Raw genomic sequence first — 18,182 nt, 5'->3', positions numbered from 1 at the left:
ATTTTTCAAACAAAAAGAACCGTCCCCTTCATCCGTGCTATGTATTTTCCATCTTTATGGATATAATGGATGTGAAAACCAATAATACAACAGAAATAATTGTTAAATCAGCCGTTACTAAATAGTAATATAATTGTAAGAAAATTTTAAGGTATAAATAAGGAAAAACTAAAAAACTATGCTTTGAATCCTGGTATTATATTATCAGATTCAAGGCATAGTTTTTATTGTTTTGACAAATATAAGGAAATTTAATCGGTACGAAATAAAAAGGATGGAAAATATACAATGATTTTGTTGGAGAAAAGTTTAGTTAAAGTTATGTGGCTATGATTCAACAAATATGATGCATTAGTACTTTATATTTACATATAAGAGAATGTTTTTAATGTAAGGAGATGTTTAATTATATGAATAACAAAGTGAAAAAACAAATTATAGAAGTTGAGAACATACATTATGCCAGACTGCCTATTCGAACCCATGTTATAACAAAACAAGATAATATATCAAATGTGGCTCAGCAATATGCAGCTAAGTATATACAAGAAGGCGATATTTTGTTTATTTGTGAAAAGGCTGTAGCGTGTTCTCAAGGTCGTGCTATTCCGTTGAATAGAATCCACCCTAGTAGACTTGCACGCATTTTGTCCCGATTTGTATATAAATCTCCTTACGGCATTGGACTGGGAATACCTGAAACTATGGAAATGGCACTTAGGGAAGGTGGTACCATACACATACTTTTTGCAGCCTTTATTTCGGCAATTGGTAAACTTATGGGTAAGCGAGGTTGGTTTTACAAAATAGCAGGTTCCCGTGTTTCGAGCATTGATGGGCCAACTCCATATACCTTACCGCCTTACAATAAATGCGTCGTTTTATGCCCTGATCGCTCTAACGAAGTCGCAAGGGAGGTAGCACAATGTCTAGGAGTTGCATGTGTAATTGTGGATGTCAATGATCTTGGAGCAAAAGTTTTAGGTGCCTCGGATTCCCGTATCAATCAAACGCGTATAGCACGTATTTTAAGAGATAATCCTTTAGGACAAGGAGTTTGGCAAACACCTATGGGAATTATCCGACCGTTGAAGCGGGGCAAGCAAACGTAGGGGACATCAGACTGCGTAAAAAGAAGCTTTCAATTATAAAAGAATGATATATTACATCCGAAGGTATTAAAGTAAATAGCTGATTATATGAGCTATGTAAAGTATTATAAAACGAATGATCAATTTAAAATATAATAAAATAACTAACTTGAATTATTCATCTCAAAAAAGCAAACAAAAGTTCCAATAGTTATTGAAACAGTAACAATTTTCTGATGTTCTTATAGAAAAAATACTTTTAATTCACTGTAAATAAAATAAACCAAGGAGATAAAAATTGATACAATAAAAGTAGTAGATACGGCAATGGAATTTACGAAAGAGGGCAGAAGAAGATAATATAAAAATAGTAGAAGCTGTAAGATATTTATTTGCATGTTTTTCGAAAAATTATGCAGATTTAAAACTATCCAAGGAGGTGAAAGAAGTGGAGGAATCTATTTATATAAAAGGGAAAACGAAAAGGAATACGAGAAATAGCCAAAAACTTATTGAGAGAAGGAGTAAAAACAGCTTTTGTAGCAAAAACAACACGTCTTTCTAAAGAGAAGGTAGAAAAATTAAAGAAAGAAATTTTAAATTAGGATATAACAGAAAACTTAGATTATTTTTACGCAACCTGCCGTCCCCCTAAAATATGGAGGTGAAAATATGAAAAAAAATATAAAATTATTTTTACTACTTTTATTATTAATATTTATAATTTTTCCAAAAATTGGTCTATATGCATTTCTATTTGATAGGGGAGAATATGGATATATAGACGAATCTTCCACTGAAATAATTTCAGATTTAGATGAGCTTAGTCCCAAAACTAGGAAACTGGCTATTAAATTTTTAGAAAAATGTGAAGAAAATGGTCTTTCTGTGAAAATTACAGAAACTTATAGAACCAAAGCTCGACAAAATATGCTGTATGGACAAGGTAGGACCACATCAGGTCCAATAGTTACATGGACTAGAAATAGCAAACACACTAAAAGACGTGCATTTGATATTTGCAAAGACAACACTGATGATCCTTATGGGGATTTAGATTTTTTTAGAAAATGTGCAGAAATTGGTAAAGAAGTTGGACTTACTCCAGGCTATTATTTCAAAAAATATCAAGACATGCCTCATTATGAATTAAATAGATGGTGGCTGCCATAAAATTATTTTAAATATAAAAAGTACCACTGTAATTAAAATAAATAATATTTAAAAAGGTTAAAAACTAAATGGTATGCTTTTTTGTTCAAACAAAAAGAACCGTTCCTATCATTTGCTATCATTTGAGAAAACCCGTACCAATATTAATATTGGTACGGGTTTTTTGCTTTTAGTCAAATTTGTTGATAATAACTTTTAATGATTTCCCGTCTATCATCAATTGGAATCCTTCATTTATTTTTTCCAACGGAATTCTATGGGTTATCAATAGTTCTCCATCAATCCTCTTACTAAACAATAATTTTTCTGCCATTTGATATTGCCTTGGAGTAGAACCTAAGGAGCCCATCACTCTGATTTGCTTGTAGTGAATTAAATTCCCGTCCAATCCTAATTGCGGAGCCTCCTTTGGAAATCCGGCGAACAGTAATACTCTACCATTTTTCGCTACTAGCTCAACAGCTTGGCAAGCAGATTTTACAGATGTATTTGCAACGATTACTACATCTGCGCCTCTCCCATCTGTCAGTGAATCAATATATCCACGGAAATCAGTTCCTTCATTAATACAATAATAATGATCCGCTATATTATGTTCTTTAGCATACTGTAATCTTCCCGGAGACGGATTGGCAAGAATAACATCCTGAGCGCCTCTCAGTTTAGAGAGCATAGCATGGAAAATACCTATAGGACCTGATCCTAAAATAAGTACAATATCTCCCATTTTCGTGCCCACTACTTCTTGACCGTTCATAGCTGAAACAAGAGGATCTCCCAAGGCCGCAACTTCATAGCTGCAATCCTCCGGTATTTTAACGACCGTTCCGACCTCAAGAGTCTTTCCAGGTATCAATACATATTCCCCGAAACCCCCTTGATAATGGATGCCGATCTGCTTTCTGCTCTCACACATATTTTGTTCGCCTCTATCGCAGTAATAGCAGTGACCACAAGGAATTCCGGGATGAACCGCAACTCTATCTCCTACTTTAACTCCCTTAATATTTTTACCAACAGAGTCTACTACTCCGGCAAATTCATGACCCAATACCTGTGGCGGTGTAATCTTCGGATGTCCATGAAGATATGTCCTCAAATCCGAACCGCACAATGCCGCAGCTTTTACCTTTAAAATAAAATCATCCGGCCCTACAACAGGCTTTTCACGACTTTCAATAGTAATATTCTTAATTCCGTTATATACAGCAACTTTCATATCTGTTCTCCTCTCATATGTTTTTAATCTATATCTATTTCACCGTTATAATAAATGGAGGCTCTTTTCCGGTTAAAACAGCAATTACATTATCTACTGCCGTATTTCCCATACGCTTATTTGAATCAAATGTAGTTCCGGCTTCATGAGGTGTCAGCAAAACATTGGGTAAGTCAAAAAATGGTTGTCTAACCGGTGGTTCAGAGTCATATACATCAGTCGCATACCCCAATAAAGTTTCGTCTTGTAAAGCCTTATATAAGGCTTCGCTATTCACTATCTGACTTCTTGCAGTATTTACAAGAATCGTTCCCTTTTTCATCATCTTGAATTTCTCAGAATCGATAAGATTTCGAGTACCATCATTAAGCGGCAGATGAAGAGTAATAAAATCAGAATTAGATAAAAGCTCTTCCAATGAAACATATTTAACTCCCAAATCACGAACTTCCTGTCTTTCCTTAATATCATATCCAAGTATATTCATATCAAATCCTGCGGCTCTTTTTGCCATTGCTGTTCCAATATTGCCAAGGCCTAAAATTCCTATCGTTTTTTGATAAAGGCTGATTCCAGGTCTTTTAATCCATTTTCCCGATTTTGTTTCAAAAACTGCACGATAATAATCCCTTGCAAGCATTAAAATAAATCCCATTGCACAATCTGCTACCTCTTGACAGTTTGTTCCCGGAGCATTTGTAACGATGATCCCCCGGTCATGGGCTGCCTTAATATCAATGCCGTCAACGCCGACACCATGTTTTGCAATTATCTTTAACTTTTTACATTGATCTATTGCTTCTTTTACGACTTTATCATTGCCGACTATCAAAGCATCAGCATCTTTTCCGTACTTAATCATCTCTTCTGTTGTAAATGGCCTTCCGAATGGATTGATCATTACTTCACAGCCTATTTCTTCCAATCTTTTAACCGGTTCCTTATGAAATTTTCCAAAAGTTACTGCCGTTGATACGACTTTCCATTTCTTCATATTAATAATCATTCCTTTCTCTATTGCCTAATGTAAAAACCCATAAAACTTTTCAAAATTAATCGTTTAGGCCAACAGTTAAGAGCATTAAACTATGACCTCAAAATAAATCATAAGCCCTAACCTATAATCTAAGTTAGGACTTTAATCATAATATCTTTTTTCTTAATCTATCGAGTTACCTCTATATGTGAAAGTTTCTCATAAAACTTTACTAAAGCTCCATGGTCTTCCGAACCCAATCCATCCACTTTTAACGCTTGAAACATCTCCATTACGGATGATGTTAATGGTAACGGAACCCCTACTCCATGACCTGTTTCTATTACATTTCCCAAATCCTTTATATGAAGATCTATTCTGAATCCAGGATCGAATTTTCTATCCATTATAAGGGGAGCTTTTGCATCTAATACTGTACTTCCTGCTAATCCTCCCCTTACTGCATTATATACCTTCTCCGGACTCACTCCGCTTTTTGCTGCCAATACTAATGCTTCTGACATCCCTGCTATGTTTACTGCTACCATTATTTGATTTGCAAGTTTTGTTACGTTGCCTGCTCCTATCTCTCCGCATAGTACTGCTGATGATCCCATTGTTTTCAGTATCGGTAGGCATTGTTCAAAATCTCTTTCTTCTCCTCCTACCATTATTGAAAGTGTTCCATCTATTGCTTTCGGTTCTCCTCCGCTTACCGGCGCATCCATCATTCTTATCTTCTTTTCTGCCAGTTTTTCTGATACTTCTCTACTTGCAAGTGGCGCTATGGAACTCATATCTATTAATATCGATCCTTCTTTTGCTCCTTCTATTACTCCTCCATTTCCCAATACTACTTCTTTTACTTGAGGAGAATTTGGAAGCATTGTTATTATCACATCACTTCTTGATGCTACATCCTTCGGTGATGTTCCTTCTTCTGCTCCCTCTTTTATCACTTCGTCTCTTTTCCACTTGTTCCTGTCATAAATTACTAACTCATATCCTGCTTTTAGCAGGTTCTTACTCATAGGTCTTCCCATGATTCCCAATCCAATAAACCCTATTTTCATATCTTTTTCCTCCTATGTTAATAAGTATTAAAGTTTAAACCCAAACTTATCCAACCACTTTAATGATGTCAAAGTATCCGGTTCAGGAACATATTCCATTGATATATATCCTTTATAATTTGAGTTCTTAATGAAATCAAATATATATTTATAATCTATATCTCCTGTCCCCGGTTGATGTCTGTCAGGATTATCCGCTACTTGAATGTGATCTATTTTATCAAGATAATTTTCCAATATAAACCTTTGGTCTTCCATTTCTTTCGCTGCATGGTATACGTCATATTGTAAAAATATATTGGGATTATCAACTTCAGAAATTAATTTCATTGCATCTTTTACTTTATGAATGTTGAAGTTGGGCATATTCACATGATTAACTGCTTCAATCAAAAGCTTTATATTATTCTTACCCAATTCATCAGCAGCATATCTTAAATTTTCAACTAAATTTTTTCTTACTTCTTTTTCCGGGAAAGTAGTACATTTATTTCCCATCAAACAATTTATTTTAGGAACTCCCAGCTCTGAGGCAGTATCTACCGCTTTTTTTACTCCATCTATAAATTCTTTTTTTCGGCTGGGATCTACGGCTATTCCTCTATCTCCTTTATCCCAATCTCCGGCAGGAAGATTAAACAAAATGAGCTTTAGATCATTCTTTTTAAGCTCTTCCTTTATCTCTTCCGTCTTATAATCATAAGGAAACATAAATTCAACATAACTAAATCCAGCTTTTCTGGCAGCACTGAATCTTTCCATAAAAGGAACTTCATTAAATAATAGACTTAAGTTAGCTACAAATTTAAACATTTCTATCCTGACACAGACCACAACAAATCATATGTCAGGATTCTCACCTCCCTTTCTTTATATAATAGACCCTAATATAATTTTATTATATCACAAGATTAATCTTTTAATTATCTAAATAGCATTGGGAAATCAATTAGACATTTGCATATATTTTTTCTATACATTCTTTTAATAACTTATTAAACTCATCTTGGGATACTAAACCCAAATATGCTCCTTGACATACCAAGGACTGAGACTCTATTTTCTGTGCAACAGGTACAGGGGTGACTATTATAGTATGTTTAGAATCCCAATATTTAAATCCGTTAAAATCAACATTCAGCACCTTAGCATCTTTTATGTTGATTTGTTCTAACGCTGAGTTTATATAATTCAAAACCTTTATATTTCTCCCACTGCAAGAGCTTTGTAGTACCAATATTTTAATAAATTCCAACAGTATAACCTCCATCAACAGGCAATACAACTCCTGTTATAAAAGATGCCTTATCAGATGCCAAGAAATATACGGCATTAGCAATTTCTTCCACAGCTGCTAATCTTCCTAAAGGTATACTTTTCATACGCTTCAATTCTTGTTCTCTTAACTTAGGATCATCAAATCTCTTTTCTATTTTTTCTGTTTTGGTTGGTCCCGGAGCGATAGAATTTACTCTTATGCCATATTGAGCTAAATCAAGAGCCAATACCTTGGTCATTGTATGAACTCCGGATTTGCTTAGTGTATACTGTATTCTTCCCCTCTTAACCTGAAGAGCACTTGAAGAACCGATATTTACTATTGAACCTTTCACAGAATTATCCTTCATAGCACCTGCAAAGAATTTAGTAAAATAAAATCCACTAAATAAATTTGTTCTCATTGATTGCTCCAATACTTCCGGTGTAATCTTATCCCAAGATATTTTCTCGGTAAATCCTCCCGCGACATTTGCTAAAACATCTGGTACTCCTACTTCTTTACAGATCTTTTCACATGTATCCTCTATTTCCGAAGGATTACTTACATCACAAGCATATTTGTAAACATGAGAGTTGATATCCTGAATTTTTTTGTAAGCTCCTTCCAACTTTTCGGCATTACGGGCTATTAATATAACTGTAGCTCCATTTTCAGCAAACAATTTTGCTATGCCAAAACCAATCCCGCTGCTTCCGCCTGTTACTACTACTTTTTTATTATCAAAATAACCCATATATATCCCACCTTATCAAATATTTACAAATTATAAATGCTAATCTTTTAATAACTCATTTAATTGTTTCATTATGCTTGCTGGAATGGGTATTCCATTCTTTAAACGGTCGCTTCTTTTGATTTTTTCTATTTCTCCGGGCAATATAACACTCTTTTCTTCTTCCAAAGTAGGACATTCTTTTATCTTTCTGACTAATTCCTGAATTGACTCATTGAACTTTTCCTTTCCCGTCGTCAGTTCAGGATTTATTACAATGAATAAAAATCCTACGTTTTGCCCTCTATCCATTCTGTTATGAAGAGAACCTACTTCATCTAAAGAACCAGCTCCAGATAAAACGCCCGCCAAAATATCTATCATTAATGCCAAACCATACCCTTTATGTCCTCCTAAAGGTAAAATAAAACCTTTTAACGCTTCTTCAGGTTCGGTAGTAGGATTGCCATCTTTATCCAATGCCCACCCTAAAGGAATTTTTTCTCCTTTATCTCTTGCTAAATATATCTTTGATTTGGCAGCCGCACTTGTAGCCATATCAAGCACAATTGAATTTTTTCCTTCTACAGGAACAGCAATCGATATGGGGTTTGTTCCCAATAAAATCTTTTTTCCTCCCCAAGGCGGCATGCTGGATGGTGCATTACACATAGTAATACCTACCATTCCTTCTTTGGCTGCCAACAAATTATAATAAAAGGCAGGCCCAAAGGTATTATTATTTCTACACAAGCATATATAGGCTCCCTTAGTTTTGGATTCTTTAACGGCTTTCTCTACAGCTTTAACTCCGGTTACGGCTCCTAATCCGTTATCTCCGTCAAATACCGAGAAGGACGTTCCTTCCTTTATTATTTTTACATTGGGATTTGGTTTTGTGGCACCTTTTCTGATACGTTCCAAATATGTTGGTAATATTGCTATCCCGTGAGTATCTATTCCGTGTAAATTTGCTTCGACTATGGAGTCAGTAATTATATCAAGATTATCAGTATTAACTCCTACTTTAGAAAGCAAAGTATTACAAATTTCCTTAAGCCTATCTGCAGATATTACTGAGTCCTTAATTTTTGATTCCATCTTTTCACCTTCCAGTACAGTATATATATAACACCCTGACCCTGTATAAATATCTCCTACAGGGTCAGACATAACTAAAAAACTGTTTAATTAATTAGCATCGTTTGCACTCTTGGAATAGTATTTCTTCAAGAGATAGAAACTTATAACAGCTAAAGCAACCAAAACAATAACTGTAGTCCAATTGCCCTTAATAGCTTCAAATATAGCCCAAATCGGAGGACTTGTCTTTAACCAAGTTATTTGAGCTACGTTTTCAGGCATTGCAAAACCAACCTCTTTGGCTAAGGTAGTAAATGACCCAGCTACGGCACTTGCTCCCCACAGCGAAACACATAATGTAGCAGTTCCTACTATAAGAGTCTTTATTAAATCTCCGCCTGTTAAAATTGCCACAGGAACCATCAGACAACCAAAATTAGCAAGATCGCCAAAAGGTAACGTTGTATTTCCGGGAAGTACAATTGCAAGTAAAATCAAAATAGGAATTAAAGCAACTGATGCAGTTATTACTGCAGGATAACCTCCTAAAACCGGCCAATCCAACCCAATATATATTTCTCTTCCTGGGAATTTCTTTTTCATAAATTCTGTTGCTGCTTCTGAAATAGGCATAAGAGCTTCCATGAATATACTTGCAATCCTCGGCAAAACAAACATTACAGTAGCCGTAGTAACTCCAAGTTTAAGCACTTGATCAAAGGGATAACGTGCTAAAAGCCCTATGATAACTCCCATTATTAACCCTAAAATGATGGGGTCTCCCAAAAATCCTAATTTTTTGTGCAAATATTCAGCATCTATCTTAACTTTATTTAAAGCCGGTATTTTATCAAGCAAATATATAAGAGGTGTTAAAGGAAGAAGCCACATAGCACACGCATGGGGAATTGTAACTCCTGGAACTCCCATTGCATCTTGAGTTCTTTTTGCTATTAAATCTCCAACCTTTAATTCGAGTATTATTAAAAGTAATGCTCCTGCATACGCTATCCATAAGTTTTTGGTAAAATAATAAATTATGGCACCTGCAAATATTTTCTGCCAAACATTCCATAAATCAACGGTCAATGTATTAGTAAATCCTACCCACAATAAAAGCAAGTTTACAACTATCTGAAACGGAAATATAGTTGCCGCATATTTCCAAGACCAGCTTATTGTAGATGCAGCAGGCCAGCCTACATCCATTGCCGTCAAATTTAATCCTGTACTTGTTATCATTTGCTGAGCAGCGGGAGCAATCTGCCCAACCAATAATTGTGAAATAAACAAATTAATTGCAGTAAAAGCCACTCCCAAAGTTAAACCAGCTCTTAATGCTTTTCCCGGTTTTAATCCGAAAATAATCCCTATAAAAAACATTATAACAGGTAAAAATACATTTGCTCCTAATGCGACTATATAATTTACAACCTTAAGTAGTCCACCCATTATTTATCCTCCTTTTTTAAAATTTCTATGACCTTCTTTAAAACTTCTTGTTGACCTACTCCTGTAAGAAACGGAACTCCACTTATTACAGGAATATCAGTATCCACTTTTACTCCCGGAGTTACCGACACTATTAAATCAGCTTCTGCTTTTGCTCCTTCCAATTGTCCAAAGGCAAGAGGTTGGACTTCAACATCAACCCCGTTTTCCTGACAGTATTTCTTGATTTTTTGAGCACATATTGTAGAGCTCGCGATTCCAGAACCGCATAAAGTTATTACTCTTTTTTTAGACAAATAGATCCTCTCCTTTTTTCTATCTTTTAATTTAGCTTTGAATTGCCCTGAGCAACTCATCAACAATTTCTTTCGGCTTCTTGGCATTTAATATTTTTACCAAAGAATTGGAATCATCAAATATATGAAAAAGCTTAGATAAAAACATTACTTGTTTTTCTTTATTATCTACTGCCAAAAGAAATACAGCTTTAGCATCTACGGTATTAATATCATCCCCCATCAAGCCAAATTTTACAGGTTCCTCCAATGTAGCCACCGCAACAGATGTCTTTAAACAATGCTCAGCATCCGTATGAGGTATGGCAATTGATTGCGGTATTGTAGGTAATCCTGTAGGAAAAATCCCTTCTCTTTTGATTACCGCATTGAGATAACTATCTTTTACACATCCCTCCTTTCTAAGCAAATTGGCAAGCTTTGAGATAACCTCTACTTTATCCTTTGCCTTAATATTTAAAAGAACTAAATCCTCTTCAATTTTTATATCCATTGATTTCCCTCCATTTAACGCATTTAAGCTTGCATTTTGAATCATTTGACATTATGACCTTTCTTAAATTCTTGAATTTTTTCTACGAATTTTTTACCGATTTCTGTAACCGATTTATAATCTCCGGTTTTTATACCTGAAGTCAAACTTCCTCCAACACCTACAGCATCTACTCCCGCTTTAAACCAATCTGTAACATTATCTAAACTAACTCCTCCTGTGGGCATCAATGGCGCATATGGTATCGGCCCTCTAATGGACTTTACAAAAGACGGCCCTAAAAATTCTCCTGGAAATAATTTTACAATATCAGTTCCAGCCTCTAAAGCTTCTGCCACATCTCTTACACTCATAGCTCCTGACATTATAGGTATCTGATATCTGTTACAAGTTCTTATTGCATCTATATTTAAATATGGTGTAACTACGTATTGGGCTCCGGAAAGTATAGCAATCCTTGAAGTTTCCGCATCTAAAACAGTTCCTGCTCCAACAGTAAGAACATCAGATTTATATTCTTTTATCAATGCAGAAATGACCTTATCTGCAGACGGTACAGTAAATGTTACTTCAATAGCGGATATTCCTCCCTTTAGACAAGCCTCTGCAGCCTTTAAAGCCTGATCTTCACTTTCCGCTCTTATTACTGCAACAATCCCACCGTCAATAATTTTATTTAAAATTTTTATTTTTTGTAGCATTCTTTTCACTCCTTATAAGGCAAAATTCGCTTTTATAGCTTACATTTTTTATTTCCGATAACAACTTCTACGGATGAATTATTGTTTTAAGTCCTGACCCACTTTTACTATTTTCAAAGCCTTCCAATATTCTTTCCAAAGGCAACTCTGCAGTTATTATCTTTGATAAATCAACTACTCCTGAGCCTAAGAAACCAATAACCGCTTCATATTGGTTTGGTCCCGAACCGTTAGCTCCAAATACTCCCAACTGTTTATAATGGATTAAATTAGTATCTATAGAAACTGTTGATTTACCACGAGGAAGTCCGGCGAAATAACTTACTTTCCCACCTCTTTTTGCCATTTCCAGAGCTTGAGCCTGAGCTTCTCCTGAAACACAGCTAACTATGACTACATCAAATCCCTTTCCATTTGTTATTTCTTTGGATTTTTCAATCATATCATTCTCTCCGGAATTAACCACGTAATCTATGTCAAAGCCTCTGGCTATCTTACAACGTCCTTCTGACCTGTTAAACAGTGCAATAGTACTTGCTCCTCTGTAACGAGCTTGTATAGCATGCATTATACCAATAGGTCCGCCACCAATTATAGCAACTGTTGTACCAATGCTTATATCTAACAAGCTTTGCCCATTATATACGGCAGCAAAAGGTTCTACTAAGCAAGCTTCCTTTGTGCTTAATTTATCGGGTAATACTTTTATATTTCCTTTTTTGACAGCTATGGCTGGTATTTTAACATATTCTGCAAATCCGCCGTCAAAATTAAATCCTATTATAACTCTGTTCTCACATAAATTTTGAAATCCATGCTGACAAAAATCACATTCGTTACATGATATGCCCGGTACTACCATTACTCTGCTTCCCTCTTTGTAACCCTTTACATTTTTACCTACTTCAGCAATTGTTCCCGAAAATTCATGACCAGTTATCCTTGGATATTGAACCTTTGCATGGCCATATCTGTAAGTTCTGATATCAGTTCCACAAATGGCACAAGAATCTACTTTAACTAATACTTCATCATCATTAATTTCTGGTTTTGGTACATCGACTACCTCACCATTATTAAGACCTTTTAACATAAATGCTTTCATATTTATTCACTCCCATCTTATTTACTTTACTAAGGTCTGTCTTATAATTTCCAACTACTACTTTTGACCATATTTAGTTAAATACTTCTCTCTTATCTTCTTTGCTTCTTCATCAGATAAAATGTTCGGTTTCCCTACCGTTAATGCAATATGATAAATTTTAGCTGCATTCTCAACTAATTCAGCTACCGTATATGCATCATCAAGAGTTGAACCTATTGATACCACTCCGTGATTTCCCAATAATACTGCTGTTTTGTCTCCCATTGCATCTAATGCAACTTTTGCAAATTCTTCTGTTCCCGATTTGGTATATGGAGCACACGGTACACTTCCCCCTACACCGCTAGCTAATGTAGCTACAACCACGGGTATTTCTTTCTGCAAAGCTGCAAAAGCAGTTGCATAAATAGAATGGGTATGAACCACACCATTAACCCATGATTTATTTCTATAAAATATTAAATGTGTGGGAAGTTCTGTAGATGGTTTCCACCTACTATCCACTATATTTCCTTCTAAATCTACGACACATAAATCCTTTGGATGAATTTTTTCATAGGGTATACCGCTTGGAGTTATTACTATTAATCCGGATTCAGAATCCTTTGCACTTACATTGCCCCACGTTGCCGGACTAAGCCCCGATCTTGACATTTTTAGAGATGTTTCAAGTACTTTTTCTTTCAATTCGCTTATTCTTTTTCCTAATTCAATACTTTTTTTAATATCTGACATAACCCTTCATCTCCTTTCAGTAATAAATCATAGAAAATAATCGTATTAGCAGTAATCTCTGTTCTATATTTCAACATTATTTTACTTTTATAACTACTTAACGTTATTTTTTATAAATCTAATAATATCCTCTGAATTCTGGGCTTTCATTACTTCATTCACAAAATTTTTATCTTCCAACAAATCAACTAACTCTGACAATACTTTTATATGGCTTGAATGATCTGTAGAACATAAACATATAACTATCTTTACAGGATCGTTTTCTTTATTCCCAAAATTTATCGGATCCTTTAATGTTATCAGGCTTACTCCTACTTTCTTAACTCCATACTCAGGCCTTGCATGAGGCATAGCTATTCCCGGTTGTACAACAATATATGGTCCCATATTTTTGACTATATCTATCATAGCTTGAATATACTTATGCTCAACCAAGCCATTCTTCTCCAGAAGCCCTCCTCCTATCTTTATAGATTCTTCCCAACTACCAGCTTCAACATTCAATTTTATTGATTGGGATGTTAAAACATCTTGTAATGCCAACAGAGGAGTATTTCTTTCTTCCAAATTATTTGAAACACCGAAATAGTTTGTCAAATCCTTTATTAAGTTGGCTACATCAAAAATTTCACAGCTTTTACTTATTATATCTATAACTTTCTTTAAATCTACATTCACTTTTTTGTTCTGATAAACATTCCCATTTATCGCCGATTTAATATCGTTGATATTTTGGGAAGTAAGAAATGGGCTTACTTCAATACATTCAACATTCCCAACATCGACTTTCATCGGAATAGTACTTACAATAATATCCACTTTTTTCTCTTCTAAAACTTCCTTTACTTGACGATAGGATACCGTCCCTATAATATTGACATTAAATATTTGCTTTAACTTTTCAGATATAAACCCAGCAGTTCCTATTCCTGTGGCGCATACTACTAAAACCTTAGCAGGTTCTCTGGTAAAATCCTGAATTCTTTCTATAGCAGCTCCAAAATGCAAAGCCAAATATCCTACTTCTTCATCACTGATTTTCTTATCTGTATAAGATTCAATAATACTGCAGCCTTTTTTCACCGCCATAAATAACTGGTAATACGATTTCTTTATCTCCGTCAATAAAGGATTTTTTAATACCAATCCATGTTTTATCCTATATATTGTAGGACGCATATGCTGCAGCAATCCCTCAAACAATTGTTTATCGTCACGCAAATTTTCATTTAATAGGTTTCCTACTTTTTCAATAAGCTTATTTGTTATTATTTCTATTTCAATTAAATCATTATTTATCTTTTTCGAAGCCGATGCATTACTTCCTAAAAAATGAACTGTCATATATCCTATTTCATCTATGGGTATATTCAATTTAAATCTCTCTTCCAACATCTTTACTATACTGGAAGATACGGCAAATTCTTTTGTAGTTTGTAAAGAAACCAGTTCCTCTTTCGGCATAATAATGTCTTTTCCTTGTTCGATTCTTTTCAAAGCAAGAGCTATATGCATAACTAAAGCTGAATAAGCCTCATCTGAAAATTTTATTTCCAGTTCTTCTTCCGCTATATCTATACAATTTTCAATGTAAACAATATCAATATTTTTAAACATATTCTTAAATTTAGCATCAATTCCAAAATCCATTTTTTCAAATTTGGATGTTTTTATGAAATTTAATGCTTTATATACATCTACATTATCGGTTAAAAGTTCCAGCGCTGCTTTTCTATAATACTTCTCATTTCCTTCAATTTTTATGCCGAATCCTTTAGTGCTTATTAAATTCAGGTTTCTTTTATTAAGCCATCCTCTGACTTTATTCATATCTTTTATTATGGTACTTCTGCTAACGAATAATTCATTTGCCATTTCTTCAATAGTCATATAATCCCTTACACTCAATAATTCGCTGAGTATATACATAACACGTTCATCCTGGGACAGAACATATTGATAAAAATCTATTTTCCCCATTGATTCCAGAATTATATTCTTTTCTACAATAGAACAATTATATGATATCCCAACATTTGGTTTCCTTATTAATTGTGGCAATTTTATATTTGCCAAGAATTCATCTATCTTGTCCAAATCATATCTTATTGTCCTCTTGCTCACATTAAAAATATTGGATAATTCCACGATATTAATTGGTTCTTTTGAATTAACTATTCGAAACAACAGTTGAGAGCATCTTTTATTAAGCATGCTTAAAACTACTCCTTTTTTTAACCATTGTATTTATTATTTATAAGTTAATTATATCTTTCAAAGTAGGTTATAATCAAGTTTACAATTTTTCAATCCAATGTGGCAAAAAAATAAAAAGGCTTTTATCAAAGTATCAATATATTAAGGAAGCCTTTTTTGAGACCCATTTAACGGAAAATTCATACTAAGGAAATTTTGATTTTCCAATGGGTTATAAAAAGCCTATAATTATATTATCAACAAAATTAACATAATTATCATAAAAAATAAGCTGTTCAAATTAATTTAAAAAACTAAACAGAACAGCTTATTTCTAATAAATATTATCTTGTTTAAACAGATATGAAATAATTGTTTATCCTACTCATTTATTTTATCCCAGTCCACCTCTAAAGGTTTAATCTTAACATTATTACCGTCAGATTTAAATGTATTCACCCAGAAAGGTTGGTCCGGTAAATTTTTGGAAGGCTCCTCCATTTGAAAATATTCATAGGAATCCTCTTTAACCTTTTTAAGTCCCTGGAGATCCCACCATTCTTCATCAGTCAATCGCTTATCCCCTACAAATTCATAATAAGAGTAAACTATTCCTCTTGTTAAATACAGTTTCCCCTCAACAGGTACGGCAACATAAATCTCGTCAAAAAATCCCGTACCCATATTTAAATACTTATTATTGCCCAAAGTTGCCACATCAGCTATTATCATATCATTTTGCTCTATTGAAAAACTCTCCTTATCCGAAGCTGATGCTCCAAAGGAATAGCTGTTTGATATATTTTCCAATGTACCTCCGATCCACAGTAACTTATTTTTTTCATCTTCTGTGAGATTTTCATTTTTAAGCTCTTTAACCGAACATTCTCTGAGAAGCTTAAGAAGCTCAATATTTTTTTCTGCCCCATCTTTAAAATCATCATTTAATAGTTCCCTTGCTTCTAAATTTTTAACCGTGTATTCCATTAACCAGAGAAGATTATCATATAATTCTACATTTGGCTCAACATAGTGTTGATCTGCAACTTCCATTGGACCTCCCATTTCGGCCACCGGTTGCTTTCCATATAATACAGTATCATGTTTTAATTCCGCATAACTTGATAATGCGGCATTTAGTGATTTATTACGCCAAGATTCATTGGTCATAAAAACAGGCATCCCGGAGTTCTCATCAAACTCCGTTATTTCTTTTTGAATTGCCCAAAGCCATCCATTATAAAGATTGCTCTGCCATATTTCATTTTTATAACTTTTTACTTCATTTTTCAGTTTATCATAGTTTTTTTGATAATCAGGCCACTGTTTTTGAGGCTGGTAGTTATTAAATAACAAATCTTCTCCTTGTTTACTGCCCAGTACTCCCATTACGTCCAAACCCGTAGGTACCGGCCTTAAGTATGGGTCCATCAATTCCTGCATAATATATCCGTCTAAAATATATCTTTGCCCCATAAACTTAAATTCTTTAGCAACAGGTGCATTTGTAATCTTTGCCTTTATTTCAGGTTCTCTTAAATTTTTAACGGCTTCGTAAAGTTTATCATGATAAGAGGAATTGTTAGAGTCCTCAATGTCTACATTTTCACCAAATACAGAAACAATCAATTCTTTCAAGTCCATAATATTCAAATCATCAGATTGTCCGACATAAAATCCTGTCGGTTCATAAATATTATTCCAAGTTTTTACATCATTAGAACCCTTATATTCTAAAAATACCGTATAAGTCATTAATAGTGCTTGTTGAGTATTTTCATAATAAAACTCTTCAGTTTCCATGTTCATAAGTTTAATTGGAGTAAAACCGTACCACATCATTGTCTTAAAGAACTTCTGAAGCAATGAATTATAGGTATAATGACCTCTTACGGTAAACTGTGAATAATCTAAGTCTGCATCAAATAATGGCGATTTTTCATACCCCGAGGCTTTTTGAATAAGATCATATTCTTCTTTAGCTAAATCCAGAATATCACTATCTACGGATACGTCAATATCCGGATTTTCTGCCATAATCATCTTCCCCACAAGAAAATAGGCAATATTTTTCTTCTGAATATTCTTAAGTTTATTATCATTGATTTGTTCAAATACAATTACCGATTTATCAAACATTCTGTCGGTCAATTGTTCCAAGTCCTTTGCCAGATATTCATTTTCCACATAAAACAACGATTTTTCATAAAACTGATGATACAGATGTAAAACCACATCGGAAGTAACAAAATTAGGTATCCCCAAATATTCGTTTGAATCATACAAATAATTCATTTTTGTTTGTTTCCCGGGAAGGACAACAAAACCATTTTTCTCAATCATACTTTTCTGGTCATCAGAAAAGCCGGAAAATTGAGCAATATTTTCAATATTGCCAAGGCCTTTCAAAATATCATAATGAGGCACCTCTGCCTTATACTTTACAGGATTATACGAAACCTGAATATTTTTTATTTCATCGGGAATTGCCCAATCTATATTGCTCTCCTTTGAATCGTTTTTATCACACCCGGCTAAAACGCTGCCCAAAAGAATTAATACCATTATAAACGCAAAAAAACGCTTCAT

Annotated in this window: 17 protein-coding genes; 2 read left to right on the top strand and 15 right to left on the bottom strand. The window is 34.2% G+C overall.

All coding sequences use genetic code 11. The features are described from left to right. The first annotated feature begins 410 nt into the window (after positions 1-410). Both PP176A_RS10660 and PP176A_RS10655 read left to right on the top strand, forming a co-directional pair. On the top strand, positions 411-1,112 hold the full coding sequence (locus PP176A_RS10660) for a coenzyme F420-0:L-glutamate ligase (protein WP_071140460.1): 702 nt from the start codon (positions 411-413) through the stop codon (positions 1,110-1,112). A gap of 651 nt (positions 1,113-1,763) precedes the next feature. After that, the gene (locus PP176A_RS10655; RefSeq protein WP_071140459.1) at positions 1,764-2,264 is read left to right on the top strand and encodes a M15 family metallopeptidase; all 501 of its coding nucleotides are present in this window, start codon (positions 1,764-1,766) and stop codon (positions 2,262-2,264) included. 169 nt (positions 2,265-2,433) lie between these two features. Here the strand turns inward: PP176A_RS10655 and PP176A_RS10650 are convergent, their stop codons facing one another. From PP176A_RS10650 to PP176A_RS10580, 15 genes are all read right to left on the bottom strand, one after another. Next, complete coding sequence (locus tag PP176A_RS10650; protein WP_071140458.1) at positions 2,434-3,483, bottom strand: alcohol dehydrogenase catalytic domain-containing protein; 1,050 nt, start codon at positions 3,481-3,483, stop codon at positions 2,434-2,436. A 34-nt stretch (positions 3,484-3,517) separates the two neighbouring features. Next, the gene (locus tag PP176A_RS10645) at positions 3,518-4,477 is read right to left on the bottom strand and encodes a phosphoglycerate dehydrogenase (RefSeq protein WP_071140457.1); all 960 of its coding nucleotides are present in this window, start codon (positions 4,475-4,477) and stop codon (positions 3,518-3,520) included. A gap of 170 nt (positions 4,478-4,647) precedes the next feature. Then, positions 4,648-5,532, bottom strand: a complete 885-nt coding sequence (gene garR / locus PP176A_RS10640; RefSeq protein ID WP_071140456.1) for a 2-hydroxy-3-oxopropionate reductase — start codon at positions 5,530-5,532, stop codon at positions 4,648-4,650. Positions 5,533-5,559: 27 nt separating this feature from the next. Continuing rightward, on the bottom strand, positions 5,560-6,294 hold the full coding sequence (locus tag PP176A_RS10635) for a TIM barrel protein (RefSeq protein WP_200796129.1): 735 nt from the start codon (positions 6,292-6,294) through the stop codon (positions 5,560-5,562). Positions 6,295-6,481: 187 nt separating this feature from the next. After that, positions 6,482-6,787, bottom strand: coding sequence for a hypothetical protein (locus tag PP176A_RS10630; RefSeq protein ID WP_071140455.1), 306 nt, complete (start codon positions 6,785-6,787; stop codon positions 6,482-6,484). Continuing rightward, the gene (locus PP176A_RS10625; protein WP_071140454.1) at positions 6,774-7,547 is read right to left on the bottom strand and encodes an SDR family NAD(P)-dependent oxidoreductase; all 774 of its coding nucleotides are present in this window, start codon (positions 7,545-7,547) and stop codon (positions 6,774-6,776) included. Before PP176A_RS10625 ends, PP176A_RS10630 begins: the two co-directional genes overlap by 14 nt. Positions 7,548-7,586: 39 nt before the next feature. Then, on the bottom strand, positions 7,587-8,627 hold the full coding sequence (locus tag PP176A_RS10620) for an Ldh family oxidoreductase (protein WP_071140463.1): 1,041 nt from the start codon (positions 8,625-8,627) through the stop codon (positions 7,587-7,589). Positions 8,628-8,717: 90 nt separating this feature from the next. Then, positions 8,718-10,061, bottom strand: coding sequence for a PTS galactitol transporter subunit IIC (locus PP176A_RS10615; RefSeq protein ID WP_071140453.1), 1,344 nt, complete (start codon positions 10,059-10,061; stop codon positions 8,718-8,720). Beyond that, positions 10,061-10,357 (bottom strand): PTS sugar transporter subunit IIB, encoded by a 297-nt coding sequence (locus PP176A_RS10610; protein ID WP_071140452.1) that lies wholly within the window; start codon positions 10,355-10,357, stop codon positions 10,061-10,063. Before PP176A_RS10610 ends, PP176A_RS10615 begins: the two co-directional genes overlap by 1 nt. Positions 10,358-10,388: 31 nt before the next feature. Continuing rightward, positions 10,389-10,850: a PTS sugar transporter subunit IIA gene (locus tag PP176A_RS10605; protein WP_071140451.1), complete on the bottom strand. Its 462-nt coding sequence runs from the start codon at positions 10,848-10,850 to the stop codon at positions 10,389-10,391. 41 nt (positions 10,851-10,891) lie between these two features. Beyond that, positions 10,892-11,551 (bottom strand): bifunctional 2-keto-4-hydroxyglutarate aldolase/2-keto-3-deoxy-6-phosphogluconate aldolase, encoded by a 660-nt coding sequence (locus PP176A_RS10600; protein ID WP_071140450.1) that lies wholly within the window; start codon positions 11,549-11,551, stop codon positions 10,892-10,894. Between the two features lie 67 nt (positions 11,552-11,618). Continuing rightward, a complete protein-coding gene (locus tag PP176A_RS10595; protein WP_071140449.1) occupies positions 11,619-12,656 on the bottom strand; it encodes an alcohol dehydrogenase catalytic domain-containing protein in 1,038 nt (345 codons plus the stop codon). A gap of 57 nt (positions 12,657-12,713) precedes the next feature. Continuing rightward, a complete protein-coding gene (locus PP176A_RS10590; protein ID WP_071140448.1) occupies positions 12,714-13,394 on the bottom strand; it encodes a class II aldolase/adducin family protein in 681 nt (226 codons plus the stop codon). A 93-nt stretch (positions 13,395-13,487) separates the two neighbouring features. Further along, positions 13,488-15,611 (bottom strand): BglG family transcription antiterminator, encoded by a 2,124-nt coding sequence (locus PP176A_RS10585; RefSeq protein ID WP_071140447.1) that lies wholly within the window; start codon positions 15,609-15,611, stop codon positions 13,488-13,490. A gap of 363 nt (positions 15,612-15,974) precedes the next feature. After that, positions 15,975-18,182, bottom strand: coding sequence for a DUF3160 domain-containing protein (locus PP176A_RS10580; protein WP_071140446.1), 2,208 nt, complete (start codon positions 18,180-18,182; stop codon positions 15,975-15,977).

It is taken from the genome of Sporanaerobacter sp. PP17-6a (assembly GCF_900095615.1).
Taxonomy (GTDB): Bacteria; Bacillota; Clostridia; order Tissierellales; family Acidilutibacteraceae; genus Acidilutibacter; species Acidilutibacter cellobiosedens.
The sequence above is the reverse complement of the archived record's forward strand: the minus strand, read 5'-3'. Positions and strand labels throughout refer to the sequence as shown.